This window comes from Pseudomonas sp. FSL W5-0203 (genome assembly GCF_001896155.1).
Taxonomy (GTDB): Bacteria; Pseudomonadota; Gammaproteobacteria; order Pseudomonadales; family Pseudomonadaceae; genus Aquipseudomonas; species Aquipseudomonas paracarnis.
Genome location: NZ_MPOR01000007.1, coordinates 129,508 through 142,761 on the forward strand (window position 1 = coordinate 129,508; position 13,254 = coordinate 142,761).

The following is a 13,254-nucleotide window of genomic DNA, read 5'->3' on the forward strand; positions in this document are numbered from 1 at the left end:
TGGGTACCATCCAGCCGATTTGGCAGAGTTTCCCTTTAGTTCGCCTTACGAGAAACGCATCGAGCGGTGTATGTTGGTGCTGAAACGTTTTTCTGAGAAGACGGCTATCCACTTGAAATACCCATGAAGCGTCACGGGTCAGAGGCACCCTCGGCATGATCGAACTCGAACAAGAAGATCCTATCCCGCAAGGCGACCTCGCCCTGCAAATCACCGCGCTTCCGCGTGAAACCAACGGTTTTGGCGATATCTTCGGCGGCTGGCTGGTCGCGCAGATGGACCTGGCCGGCACGGCAATGGCCAGCAAGGTCGCCGGTGGGCGCGTGGCCACCGTGGCCATTGATCGCATGGCGTTCCTGGTGCCGGTAGCCGTGGGCGCGCAGCTTTCCTTCTATACCCAGGCCCTGGAAATCGGCCGCAGCTCGATCCAGATGATGGTCGAAGTGTGGAGCGACGATCCGTTGTCCAGCGAATGGCGCAAGGTGACCGAAGCCGTATTTGTGTTCGTCGCCATCGATGGCAGCGGCCGCACGCGCTCGGTACCGTCACGGGCGCGTTAAACCTCGCCGGGTTTTAACGGTCAATTGCCCCATTGCCTGCCACTAAGAGAGCTTTGTCATGCCTACGCCCCACGTTGAGACGGTAAAAATCGACGAGCTGGACTGCTGGCGCATCCGCCACAACGGCGCCGAGTTGATGGTGGCCCAACAGGGAGCGCATATCTTCAGTTACCAGCGCGAGGGCGAACAGCCGCTGATCTGGCCGAACCCTGAGGCCGTGTTCAAGCAGGGCAAAGGCATTCGTACTGGCGTACCGGTGTGCTGGCCGTGGTTCGGGGTGTTCGACCGCAACCCGCAAAGTGTCAAAGCCATGCGCCAGAGTAATCAGCCTGCCGGCGCCCACGGTTTTGTGCGCACCGCCCGCTGGGAATTGGCCACCACCGAACTCGACGGCCAGACGCTGCGAGTGGACCTGGTATTGCCGGTGCCGGCTGGCGGCTTTCCAGGCTGGCCCCATCAGGTAGACCTGACGCTGAGCCTGCTGTTGGATGACCAACTGCACATCCGCCTGACCAGCCACAACCGCGGCGCCGACATCGTGACCCTCAGCCAGGCATTGCACACCTACTTCGCCGTGAGCGATGTGCGCAAGGTTCAGGTCGAGGGCCTGGATGGCGTGGCTTACATCGATACCGCCGACGGGTGGGCCGAGAAACAGCAAGCCGGGCTGCTGCACTTCAGCGCCGAAACAGACCGCATTTACCTGAATACGCCGGCACAGCTGAATATCGTCGATAGCGATTGGCAGCGCCGTATCCAGCTCACCAGCGAAGGCTCGAAATCCACCGTGGTCTGGAACCCCTGGACCGAACGCGCCAAGGCTTTCGACGATATGGCCGATGACGGCTGGCAGGGTATGTTGTGCATCGAGACGGCCAACGTGCTGGACGATGTGGTGAACCTGGCGCCCGGGGAAAGCCACACCTTGGGCGTGAGCATCACGGCCCAGGCCTTGTAAACCCAACCCAATGTGGGAACTGGCTTGCCTGCGATGCGGACAACTCGATGTGTCAGGAACACCGAGGCGCTGCTATCGCAGGCAAGCCAGCTCCCACAGGGGTTATGCTTTGGGCTTTAGAGATCAGACTCCTGCACCACCCGAACCTTCCCGGCCTCCAGCGCATACGCGGCATCCGCCAAGTCGTTATTGACCTTCTCCACCTTCAACGTGCCCGTGACCCACAGCGGCGTGTAGATATCATCCAGCTTCAACCCCTTGGGATAGCGCACCAGCACCAGTTGATTAGGCGGCGGTGGTGGCACGTGTATGCAGGCGCCCGGGTAAGGCACCAGGAAGAACAATGTGCTGCGGCCCTTGGCGTCCGTTTCAAGCGGCACCGGATAGCCGCCAATGCGGATATTTTTGCCGTTCATGGCTGCGACGGTCTTGGTGGAATACATCACCGCAGGCAGGCCCTTGCTCTGCTTCAAGCCACCCTTTTCGGTGAACGTGCCTTGAGCTTCGGGAGAGTTATGGTCGATCTCGGGCATGGCTTCGAGAGCTTTCTGATCCGACAGCGGCATCAGGTCGAGCCAGTCGGTTTCCGGCAGTTCGCCAGCGTGCGCCAGGCCAGAGCCCAGCAGAAGAAGCGTTAACAGAAGACGGCGCATGGAGAGGCTCGGCAAATACAAGTGCCGAGCATTCTAGCCCTCTGCGCCTGCGCAGCGCAGAGGACTTTGTCGGCTGATTACTTCTTTTTGATCAGGCCGTAGATCACCAGCAACACGATGGCACCCACCAGCGCGCCGATGAAACCTGCGCCCTGGCCTGCCTGGTAGATCCCCAGGGCCTGACCGCCGTAGGTCGCGGCCAGGGAACCGGCGATACCCAGCAGGATGGTCATGATCCAGCCCATGCTGTCGTCGCCAGGCTTGAGGAAGCGCGCCAGAAGGCCGACGATCAAGCCGATAAAGATGGTTCCGATGATACCCATGGCATTTCCCTCTGATTGGTATGAGTCATGCCAAAGCCTAGTCAGGCTTTGGCATCCTGCAATCAGAGAGACGCAGAACCCCAATGGTTCCCGCCGTGGCCAGGCTTATTGTACGGCGATCAGTGCTTCAACCTTGAGGATCTGCGCCTGCAGCGTCGCACGATCCTTGCAACGCAGGTTGACGTGGCCGACCTTGCGCCCGGCCTTGAAGGCCTTGCCGTAGTGGTGCACGTGGCAATCGTCGATCGCCATCACACGCTCCACCGGCGGTACAGAGCCGATGAAGTTGAGCATGGCGCTCTCGCCGACCTTGGCCGTGGAGCCCAACGGCAAGCCCGCCACCGCCCGCAGGTGGTTTTCGAACTGGCTGCACTCGGCGCCTTCGGTGGTCCAGTGCCCGGAGTTGTGCACGCGTGGGGCGATTTCATTGGCCTTGAGGCCACCGTCGACTTCAAAGAACTCGAACGCCATCACGCCAACATAATCCAGCTGCTTGAGCACACGGCTGGAATAGTCTTCGGCCAGGGCCTGCAGCGGGTGGTCAGTGCTGGCTACCGACACTTTCAGGATGCCGTTGACGTGAGTGTTGTGCACCAACGGGTAAAAGCGGGTTTCGCCATCACGGGCGCGTACGGCAATCAGCGAGACTTCGCCAGTAAACGGCACGAAGCCTTCCAGCAGGCAGGCAACGCTGCCCAGCTCGGCAAAAGTGCCGACCACATCGGCCGCGGTACGCAGGACTTTCTGACCCTTGCCGTCGTAACCCAGGGTGCGGGTTTTCAACACCGCCGGCAGGCCGATGCTGGCGACCGCGGCGTCCAGGTCTGCCTGGGACTGGATGTCGGCGAAGGCCGGCGTCGGAATGCCCAGGTCCTTGAACATGCTCTTTTCGAACCAGCGGTCGCGAGCGATGCGCAAGGCTTCGGCGCTCGGGTACACCGGCACGAACTGCGACAGGAAGGCCACGGTTTCGGCCGGGACGCTTTCGAATTCGAAGGTCACCAGGTCGACTTCATCGGCCAGTTGGCGCAGGTGGTCCGGGTCGCTGTAGTCAGCGCGCAGGTGTTCACCCAGGGCCGCAGCGCAGGCGTCCGGCGCCGGGTCCAGGAAAGCGAAGTTCATCCCCAGCGGCGTACCCGCCAAAGCCAGCATGCGGCCCAGTTGGCCGCCACCGATTACACCGATTTTCATCAATAACAACCTCAGGCGATGCGTGGGTCTGGATTGTCCAGCACGCTGTCTGTCTGCTCAGCACGGAATTTTTTCAGCACCGCATGAAACTGCGGGTGCTTGGCGCCCAGGATGCTGGCGGACAGCAAGGCTGCGTTGATCGCGCCGGCCTTGCCGATCGCAAGGGTTGCCACCGGAATGCCAGCCGGCATCTGCACGATGGACAACAGCGAATCCACGCCCGAGAGCATCGACGACTGCACCGGCACGCCAAGCACGGGCAGGTGAGTCTTGGCCGCGCACATGCCAGGCAAGTGCGCCGCGCCGCCGGCACCGGCGATGATCACCTCGATGCCACGGGATTCTGCTTCATCGGCATACTGGAACAGCAAATCCGGGGTGCGGTGGGCGGAGACCACCTTCACTTCGTACGGAATGCCGAGTTTTTCCAGCATATCGGCGGTGTGGCTAAGGGTGGACCAATCGGACTTGGAGCCCATGATCACGCCAACCAATGCACTCATCGTCGTGCCTCTTCTCTCTGGGCGCCCGCAGGCGCGTCAAAAAACAACAAGCCACGCGGGAGACCGGCGTGGCTTGGTGTACGAATTAAGGCCGGTTGGACCGGCCGAAGGCCGCGCAGTATACCGTAATAATCCAGATAAACAGCCCCTGGGATGACCATCTGTCTAGCGGCGCAAAGTGGCGGTTTTATTGACTTAAGAGTCAGCGAAAACACCACGAAATCCTGTGGGAGCTGGCTTGCCTGCGATAGCAGTGGATCAGCGCAAAATAGGTTGGCTGACACACCGCTATCGCAGGCAAGCCAGCTCCCACATGTGTTCTGCGCTGGGCTCAAGCGCTTTGCGCCGCCCCACCTTCAAGCTTCCTCCACAACAACCGCACATTCGCCTTGCGCACCAACGCGCAGCGATACAGACGAATCTCCAGCGGCACGTGCCATTGCGGCCCGCCACACACCACCAGTTCGCCGCGCGCCAACTCTGCACGTACGCTCAACTGCGGTACCCAGGCGATTCCCAAGCCTTCGAGCGCCATGCTCTTGAGGCTGTCGGCCATGGCGGTTTCATAGATGGTGGTAAAGCGCAGAGCCCTCTGGCGCAGCAGCAAATTCACCGAGCGGCCAAGGAACGCGCCGGCGCTGTAGGCCAGCAGTGGCACGCTGCCCTCGCCTTCCAGGTCGAACAGCGGCTTGCCGTCGGCATCGGCGGCGCACACCGGGAGCATTTCGGTGTTGCCCAGGTGCAGCGACGGGAAAATTTCGGCGTCCATTTGCATCGCCGCGTCCGGGTCGTAGAACGCCAGCATCAAGTCGCAACCGCCTTCGCGCAGGGCGTGCACGGCGTCGCCGACGTTGGTGGCCACCAGCCGCGTGGCGATATTCAAGCCCTCGTTGCGCAACTGCGCGATCCAGCGCGGGAAGAACCCCAAGGCCAGGGAGTGGGCGGCCGCCACTTGCATGACTTCGCCCTGCCCGCCTTCCAGGTGATGCAAATGGCGCAGTACTTCACCGAGCTGTTCGACCACGGTGCGCGCCGTCACCAGAAACAACTGCCCGGCCGCTGTCAGTTCCACCGGCGTGCGTGAACGGTTGACCAACGTCAGCCCCAACGCGGCTTCCAGGCTGCGGATACGCCGACTGAACGCCGGCTGGGTGACAAAGCGCCGCTCAGCCGCCTGGGAAAAACTACGCGTCGCCGCCAGGGCGCTGAAGTCTTCCAACCACTTGCTCTCAAGGTTCATCACTGCCTCCCACGGAATGCACCATTTTGGCACACACGCCCGCCAAGATAACCGGGTCACATCCACATTATGCCGTTTGTGCATAGGCCAGTGTTTAACAGCATTGGCCCAAAAAGTTCTACAAGCCTAGCATTCGCAGCGTTCCGGCCAGTTCCGGGTCCATATTGAGATGATTTCCGTCATGTCCTCTGCTGCATCATTCCGTACCGAAAAAGACCTGCTTGGCGTACTCGAAGTACCGGCTCAAGCGTATTACGGCATCCAGACCCTGCGAGCGGTGAATAACTTCCGCCTCTCGGGCGTTCCGATTTCGCATTACCCGAAATTGGTGGTCGGTCTGGCAATGGTCAAGCAAGCGGCCGCTGACGCCAACCGCGAGTTGGGCCAGCTCAGCGAAGCCAAGCACGCTGCCATCAGCGAAGCCTGTGCGCGTCTGATCCGCGGCGATTTCCACGAAGAGTTCGTGGTGGACATGATTCAAGGCGGCGCCGGCACTTCAACCAACATGAATGCCAACGAAGTCATCGCCAACATCGCGCTGGAGGCCATGGGTCACCAGAAAGGCGAATACCAGTACCTGCACCCCAACAACGACGTGAACATGGCGCAGTCGACCAACGACGCCTACCCGACCGCGATCCGCCTGGGTCTGCTGTTGGGCCATGACGCGCTGCTGGCCAGCCTCGACAGCCTGATCCAGGCGTTCGCCGCCAAAGGCGCCGAGTTCAGCCATGTGCTGAAAATGGGCCGCACCCAGTTGCAAGACGCCGTGCCGATGACCCTCGGCCAGGAATTCCGCGCCTTCGCCACTACTTTGGGTGAAGACCTGGCCCGCCTGAAAACCCTGGCACCGGAGCTGCTGACCGAAGTGAACCTGGGCGGCACCGCCATCGGTACCGGCATCAACGCCGACCCACGCTACCAGGCCCTGGCCGTACAACGCCTGGCCACCATCAGCGGCCAGCCGCTGGTACCGGCGGCCGACTTGATCGAAGCCACCTCCGACATGGGCGCCTTTGTACTGTTCTCCGGCATGCTCAAGCGTACCGCCGTGAAGCTGTCGAAGATCTGCAACGACTTGCGCCTGCTGTCCAGCGGCCCACGCACCGGCATCAACGAGATCAACCTGCCGGCTCGCCAGCCAGGCAGCTCGATCATGCCCGGCAAGGTCAACCCGGTAATCCCGGAAGCGGTCAACCAGGTAGCGTTCCAGGTCATCGGTAACGACCTGGCCCTGACCATGGCAGCCGAAGGCGGCCAACTGCAGTTGAACGTGATGGAGCCGCTGATCGCCTTCAAGATCTTCGACTCGATCCGCCTGCTGCAACGCGCCATGGACATGCTGCGCGAGCACTGCATCGTCGGCATCACCGCCAACGAAGCGCGCTGCCGCGAACTGGTGGAGCATTCCATCGGCCTGGTCACCGCGCTGAACCCGTACATCGGCTATGAAAACGCCACCCGCATTGCGCGTATCGCTCTGGAAAGCGGGCGCGGCGTGCTGGAACTGGTGCGTGAAGAAGGCTTGCTCGACGACGCCATGCTCGACGACATCCTGCGCCCGGAAAACATGATTGCCCCACGTTTGGTCCCGCTGAAGGCCTAAGCGTTTGTTGCACCGCTCACCAGGTTGAGGGACTAGACACCTCTCACCTTTTGAGGGCCTGAAGGCTCGTTCTTCAGGCCCTTTTTTTTGCCTTGAGGTTGCTCCATGACGCCCATAAAAAATCTAATATCGCACCGCAAACCTTCCTCGCCTTGCGCGACCGCGCTGAAACCTTTAATCGCCCCGTGCAGACGGATCACGCTCGCCTAGGTATAGTGCCGCCCCTCTTCGCGTCTGCGGCTGTCGGTAACGAGGCCCGGGAACCACGCGAAAGCGCATGAATAACAACACCCGCAAAAGGATGGGGATCGAGCGTCGTGCACTGCCTGGTGCCGAGCGATGCGTCGGACCGTCCTGCGTTTGCCATTAGAAAAATCAGCGAGGAACACTCCATGCTCGAAGTCATCAACGACTTCCTCTCAGGGAAAGTACTGATCGTGCTCATAGTCGGGCTCGGCGGTTATTTCACGATCCGCTCGCGTTTCGTGCAGTTGCGTCACTTTTTCCACATGTTCTCGGTGTTTAAAGACAGCCTCAAGAGCAGCGCCGGCCAACTCAGCTCGTTCCAGGCGCTGATGCTCAGCCTGGCCGGCCGAGTGGGTGCCGGTAACATCGCCGGAGTCGGCATTGCCGTGACGTTGGGTGGCCCGGGTGCCGTGTTCTGGATGTGGGTCACCGCGCTGGTGGGCATGTCTTCGAGCTTTATCGAGTGCTCCCTCGGCCAGTTGTACAAGCGCACCGACGCTGAAGGCACCTACCGTGGCGGCCCGGCGTATTACATCCAGCACGGCCTGCAGAAACGCTGGCTGGGGATGGTCATGGCGTTCCTGCTGCTGGTGACCTTCGGCTTTGCCTTCAATGGCCTGCAAGCCCACGCTGTAACACACTCGTTGAATAACGCGTTTGGCCTCGACACCACCTACACCGGCCTGGCGCTGGCGGTGTTGCTGGGCCTGGTGTTCATTGGCGGGATCAAGCGTATTGCCTCGATTGCCGACCTGCTGGTACCGGTCAAGACTCTGGTGTACATCGCCGTGACCCTGTACGTGATCGTGCTGCAATTCGACCACGTACCGGCCATGCTCGCGACCATCGTCAAGAGCGCGTTCGGCCTCGACCAAGCCTTCGGTGGCCTGGTGGGCAGCGCGATCATCATGGGTGTAAAACGCGGCGTGTTCGCCAACGAAGCAGGCTTGGGCAGTGCGCCTAACGTGGCGGCAGTGGCGTCGGTAGAACACCCTATCGCCCAAGGCGTGGTGCAAGCGTTCAGCGTGTTCCTCGACACCTTCGTGATCTGCACCTGTACTGCGTTGCTGATCCTGCTGTCGGGTTTCTACACCCCAGGCTTTGAAGGCGACGGCATTGCCCTGACCCAGAACTCCCTGGCGGCGGTGGTGGGTGACTGGGGCCGCATGTTCATCTCGGTGGCCCTGGCGTTGTTCGTGTTCACCTCGATCATGTACAACTACTACCTGGGCGAGAGCAACCTGCGCTTTCTGGTCGGCAATAACCGCAAGGTGCTGATGGGCTATCGCGCCTTGGTGCTGGTGCTGATTTTCTGGGGCTCGATCGAGAACCTGAGCACCGTGTTCGCCTTCGCCGACATCACCATGACCATGCTCGCGTTCGTCAACCTGTTTGCCCTGGCGTTCCTGTTCAAGATTGCCATGCGCATCCTCAATGACTACGACAACCAGCGCGCAGCGGGCATCAAGACCCCGGTGTTCGACTCCAGCCAGTTCCCCGACCTGGACCTGGACCGCAAGGCATGGCCAGCCAACCCGGTGAAAACCGAGGCGGCTCCGGCAGCTGAACTGAGCGCTCAAGCGCAACGTTAATCACGGCTAGATGACACGCCGCCCGGCCTTGGGCATGCTCTGGGCCCGGCGGCGTTTTTCGTTCAGGAGATTTTCGATGCAATCAGCTAACAACGTCATGGTGCTCTACACCGGCGGCACCATCGGCATGCAGGCCAGCGCCAATGGCCTGGCGCCCGCGTCTGGTTTTGAAGTGCGTATGCGAGAACAGTTTGCCGACGCAGACCTGCCCGCGTGGCGCTTCCGGGAAATGTCACCACTGATCGACAGCGCCAACATGAACCCCGCCTACTGGCAACGCCTGCGCAGCGCCGTGGTCGAGGCGGTAGACGCCGGCTGCGATGCCGTACTGATCCTGCACGGCACCGACACCCTGGCCTACAGCGCAGCGGCCATGAGCTTCCAGCTGCTGGGCCTCCCGGCGCCGGTGGTGTTCACCGGTTCGATGCTGCCGGCCGGTGTGCCCGACAGCGATGCCTGGGAAAACGTCAGCGGTGCGTTGACGGCCTTGGGCGAAGGCCTGAAGCCGGGTGTGCACCTGTACTTCCACGGCGCGCTGATGGCGCCGACTCGCTGCGCGAAGATTCGCAGTTTTGGGCGCAACCCGTTTGCCGCACTGCAGCGCAACGGCGGTGTCGCCCTGGCAGACAGGCTTCCCGCCGCGCTGGCCTACCGCAACGACAAGGCCCCGGCCAACGTTGGCGTCCTGCCGCTCGTTCCGGGCATTGCTGCCGCGCAACTGGATGCATTGATCGACAGCGGCATCCAGGCATTGGTACTCGAATGCTTCGGCAGCGGCACCGGGCCAAGTGACAATCCGGCCTTCCTCGCCAGCCTGCAACGTGCGCAGGATCAAGAGGTGGTAGTGGTTGCAATCACCCAATGCCATGAAGGCGGCGTGGAACTGGATGTCTACGAAGCCGGCAGCCGCCTGCGCAGCGTGGGTGTACTGTCCGGCGGCGGCATGACCCGAGAAGCAGCCTTCGGCAAGCTCAACGCCTTGATCGGCGCGGGGCTGGACAGCGAAGAAATCCGCCGCCTGGTGGAGTTGGACCTGTGCGGCGAGCTGAGCTGACCGGCATGTAACTTGCTCCACTTCCAGCCATCCCCTGGCTGGAAGTTCCCATGCTGCATTCCCACCTCACCACCCTCAATGCCGTGTCCCTGGTGCTGCGTACCTTCGAGGCCGAAGGCTTGCCCCATGAAGCATTGCTGGCCGGCAGCGGCATCTGTGCGGCGGATTTGAGCCGCGCCGACACGCGTATCGCCACACATCAGGAGATGCAAGTGTGCGCCAATGCCGTGGCCCATCAGCGTGATATCGGCTTGATCGTTGGGCGGCGTATGCATGTTTCCTCGTACGGCCTACTGGGCTATGCCCTGCTCACCAGTGCCACTTTCGGTGACGCTTTGCGCCTGGCCCTGCGGTATCCGGCGCTGTTGGGAACACTCTTTGAACTGAGCCTGGACGAAGACGGCGAACGCATCTGGTTCACGGCCGGCGACTACCGCGAAAACCCGGCACTGACTGCCTTCAATGTCGAGCTGTGCCTGGGATCACTGAAGGTCATTTGCGACGACCTGCTCGGCCATCCCCTGCCGTTGTTGGGCGCTCGGTTCGAGCACGAGGCGCCGGATTATCAGGCCCGCTACGCCGAGAGCTTCGACTGCCCGCTCCAGTTTCAGGCTATAGCCAACGCGTTCGCCTTTGATAAACGCTGGCTCGCCCAACCTTTGCCCCTGGCCGACGCGGTCACCCACCAGGCCATGGTCGAACGTTGTCGCAAACAGAACACCGAATTCACCGGGCGCGAGGCCTGGCTGGGGCGAATCCGCCAGTTGCTGGCTGCACAATTGCACGCCGCACCTGGGCTCGATGGCCTGGCCCAGCAGATGAACTGTTCGGCGCGCACCCTGCGCCGGCACCTGCACAACCTGGGTTGCAGCTATCAGGAACTGCTCGATGAGCTGCGCTTCGAACGCGCCAAACAGTTGTTGGCTAACGACCTGTGGCCGATCCACCGGATTGCCGAGACGCTGGGGTTCAGCGAAACGGCGAGCTTCAGGCATGCGTTCGTGCGCTGGAGCGGCGTCACGCCGAGCCAATTTCGAGCATGACGCGCCAATAAGGGGCGAATTGCGGACACACACTTTGGCCATATTTATCTCCTTTTGGCCGCTCCTGTCGTTCTCATAAAGCGCGTGCGCCGCAAGACTGCACTCACGAATACAGCCTGCGGAGAACAACAAATGCTGACGATCTACTCGGACGATCACCACCTGCACCATGGCCGCTGTGAACTGATGGACGGGCAACTGATGCCCTGCTTCGAAATGCCCTCGCGTGCCGATCACGTGCTGCAACGGGTCAAGGACCGTGAACTGGGCCCCGTGCAGGCCCCTCAGGACTTCGGCCTGGCGCCGCTGCAACGTATTCACAGCCGCGACTATCTCGACTTCTTCAAAGGCGCCTGGCAACGCTGGACCGAGTATGGCCAGGACGGCGACCTGTTGCCCTACACCTGGCCCGCTCGTACGTTGCGCCGTGTGCTTCCCACCAGCCTGCACGGCCAATTGGGCTATTACAGTTTCGATGGTGGCGCGCCGATCACCGCCGGCACCTGGCAAGCGGCCTACAGCGCGGCGCAAGTGGCCCTTACCGCGCAGGCCGCCATCGCCCAAGGCGCCCACAGTGCCTTCGCCCTTTGCCGCCCGCCGGGGCATCACGCCGCCAGCGATGTGATGGGCGGTTATTGCTACCTCAACAACGCGGCCATCGCGGCCCAGGCATTCCTTGATCAAGGCTGCAAAAAGGTCGCGATCCTCGACGTGGACTACCACCACGGTAACGGCACGCAGTCGATTTTTTACGCGCGCAGCGACGTGCTGTTCACTTCGATCCACGGCCATCCGGAGGCAGAATTTCCGTTCTTCCTTGGCTACGCCGATGAGCATGGCGAGGGCGCCGGCGTGGGTTTCAACTTCAACTATCCGTTGCCGGCCGGGTCCGGCTGGCAGGCCTGGAGCGCGGCGCTGGAACAGGCCTGCGCCGAGATCGAGCGCTACGCCGCCGATATCCTCGTGGTGTCCCTGGGCGTGGACACGTTCAAGGACGACCCTATCTCGCAGTTCAAGCTCGACAGCCCGGACTACCTGGCCATGGGCGCGCGCATTGCCCGCCTGGGCAAGCCCACGCTGTTCGTGATGGAAGGCGGCTACGCGGTGGAGGAAATCGGCATCAACGCCGTCAACGTGCTGGAAGGTTTCGAGGAAGCAGCCCAATGAACATACTCAAGTCGCTCGCCCTGTGCGCCGTGGTTGTCAGCGGCGCAGCCCAGGCCGAAGAAAAAACCCTGAAGGTCTACAACTGGTTCGACTACATCACGCCCAAGGCGCTGGAAGACTTCAAGGCCCAGCACCCGTCGATCAAGCTGGTGTACGACATCTTCGACACCAACGAAGCCCTGGAAGCCAAACTGCTCACCGGCAACTCCGGCTATGACGTGGTGGTACCCTCCAACGTGTTCCTGGCCAAGCAGATCGAAGCCGGTGTGTTCCAGCCCCTGGACCGCAGCCAGTTGCCGAACTGGAACCATCTTGACCCCAAACTGATGAAGCTGATCGAGGCCAACGACCCCGGCAATCAATACGCCGTGCCCTACATGTACGGCACCATCCTGATCGGCTTCAACCCAGCCAAGGTCAAGGCGGCCCTGGGCGACAACGCCCCCGTGGACAGCTGGGACCTGATCTTCAAGGAAGAGAACATCAGCAAGCTCAAGCAATGCGGCGTCGCACTGCTGGACTCGCCCTCGGAGATCCTGCCCCTGGCGTTGCAGCACTTGGGCCTGGACCCCAACAGCAGCAACCCCAAGGACTACGACAAGGCCGAAGCGCTGTTGATGAAGATCCGTCCGTACATCACCTACTTTCACTCCTCCAAATACATGGCGGACATCGCCAACGGCGATATCTGCGTGGCGGTGGGCTACTCCGGCAGTTTTTCCCAAGCCGCCAACCGCGCCAAGGAAGCCAAGAATGGCGTGACCGTGGACATGCGCTTGCCCAAGGAAGGCGCGCCGATCTGGTTCGACATGCTCGCCATTCCCAAGGGCGCTAAAAACCCGGGCGACGCCTACACCTTCATCAACTATTTGTTGCAACCCGACGTCATCGCACCGGTCAGCGATTTTGTCGGTTATCCCAACCCGAACAAGGACGCTACCGAGCGGGTCGATCCGGCCATACGCAACAACCCCAACCTGTACCCGACCGACACGGCCATGACCACGCTCTACACCCTCAAACCCCTGGACAGCAAAGCCGAACGCGCCAGGACAAGGGCCTGGACCAAGATTAAGTCCGGGAGGTGAAGCGCTGTACAAGCGTACGTGCATTTAACA

The 13,254-nt window shown here is 61.5% G+C and carries 13 protein-coding genes; 8 read left to right on the forward strand and 5 right to left on the reverse strand.

Annotation, left to right across the window (positions count from 1 at the left end; translation table 11 throughout):
- Window positions 1-155: 155 nt before the first annotated feature.
- Entirely contained in the window at window positions 156-560 is a 405-nt protein-coding gene (locus BOP96_RS09260; RefSeq protein ID WP_003176975.1) for an acyl-CoA thioesterase, read from the forward strand.
- Window positions 561-618: 58 nt separating this feature from the next.
- Window positions 619-1,518, forward strand: a complete 900-nt coding sequence (locus tag BOP96_RS09265) for a D-hexose-6-phosphate mutarotase (protein ID WP_019818138.1) — start codon at window positions 619-621, stop codon at window positions 1,516-1,518.
- A 116-nt stretch (window positions 1,519-1,634) separates the two neighbouring features.
- Here BOP96_RS09265 and BOP96_RS09270 read toward each other — a convergent pair whose 3' ends face one another.
- The 5 genes from BOP96_RS09270 to BOP96_RS09290 all read right to left on the reverse strand — a co-directional run bounded on the left by BOP96_RS09270 (window position 1,635) and on the right by BOP96_RS09290 (window position 5,428).
- Entirely contained in the window at window positions 1,635-2,171 is a 537-nt protein-coding gene (locus BOP96_RS09270; protein ID WP_014720519.1) for a DUF3299 domain-containing protein, read from the reverse strand.
- 77 nt (window positions 2,172-2,248) lie between these two features.
- Window positions 2,249-2,494 carry a GlsB/YeaQ/YmgE family stress response membrane protein gene (locus tag BOP96_RS09275; RefSeq protein WP_005792540.1) on the reverse strand — a complete coding sequence of 82 codons (246 nt, stop codon included), beginning with the start codon at window positions 2,492-2,494 and terminating at the stop codon, window positions 2,249-2,251.
- A 105-nt stretch (window positions 2,495-2,599) separates the two neighbouring features.
- Window positions 2,600-3,685, reverse strand: a complete 1,086-nt coding sequence (locus tag BOP96_RS09280; RefSeq protein WP_073452516.1) for a 5-(carboxyamino)imidazole ribonucleotide synthase — start codon at window positions 3,683-3,685, stop codon at window positions 2,600-2,602.
- A gap of 11 nt (window positions 3,686-3,696) precedes the next feature.
- Entirely contained in the window at window positions 3,697-4,188 is a 492-nt protein-coding gene (purE, locus tag BOP96_RS09285; protein ID WP_003195648.1) for a 5-(carboxyamino)imidazole ribonucleotide mutase, read from the reverse strand.
- A 331-nt stretch (window positions 4,189-4,519) separates the two neighbouring features.
- The gene (locus BOP96_RS09290; protein WP_014720521.1) at window positions 4,520-5,428 is read right to left on the reverse strand and encodes a LysR substrate-binding domain-containing protein; all 909 of its coding nucleotides are present in this window, start codon (window positions 5,426-5,428) and stop codon (window positions 4,520-4,522) included.
- Between the two features lie 181 nt (window positions 5,429-5,609).
- Here BOP96_RS09290 and aspA point away from each other — a divergent pair, with 181 nt between their 5' ends.
- The 6 genes from aspA (at window position 5,610) to BOP96_RS09320 (ending at window position 13,224) form a co-directional block, all read left to right on the forward strand.
- On the forward strand, window positions 5,610-7,034 hold the full coding sequence (gene aspA, locus BOP96_RS09295; RefSeq protein WP_003195657.1) for an aspartate ammonia-lyase: 1,425 nt from the start codon (window positions 5,610-5,612) through the stop codon (window positions 7,032-7,034).
- Window positions 7,035-7,426: 392 nt separating this feature from the next.
- A complete protein-coding gene (locus BOP96_RS09300) occupies window positions 7,427-8,872 on the forward strand; it encodes an alanine/glycine:cation symporter family protein (RefSeq protein WP_019818140.1) in 1,446 nt (481 codons plus the stop codon).
- Window positions 8,873-8,948: 76 nt separating this feature from the next.
- The gene (locus BOP96_RS09305; protein ID WP_073452518.1) at window positions 8,949-9,926 is read left to right on the forward strand and encodes an asparaginase; all 978 of its coding nucleotides are present in this window, start codon (window positions 8,949-8,951) and stop codon (window positions 9,924-9,926) included.
- 50 nt (window positions 9,927-9,976) lie between these two features.
- Window positions 9,977-10,969, forward strand: a complete 993-nt coding sequence (locus BOP96_RS09310) for an AraC family transcriptional regulator (RefSeq protein ID WP_014720537.1) — start codon at window positions 9,977-9,979, stop codon at window positions 10,967-10,969.
- Between the two features lie 132 nt (window positions 10,970-11,101).
- Window positions 11,102-12,136 carry a histone deacetylase family protein gene (locus BOP96_RS09315; RefSeq protein WP_073452520.1) on the forward strand — a complete coding sequence of 345 codons (1,035 nt, stop codon included), beginning with the start codon at window positions 11,102-11,104 and terminating at the stop codon, window positions 12,134-12,136.
- Complete coding sequence (locus BOP96_RS09320) at window positions 12,133-13,224, forward strand: polyamine ABC transporter substrate-binding protein (RefSeq protein WP_019818144.1); 1,092 nt, start codon at window positions 12,133-12,135, stop codon at window positions 13,222-13,224. The genes BOP96_RS09315 and BOP96_RS09320 overlap by 4 nt, the downstream gene beginning before the upstream one ends.
- Window positions 13,225-13,254 lie beyond the last annotated feature (30 nt).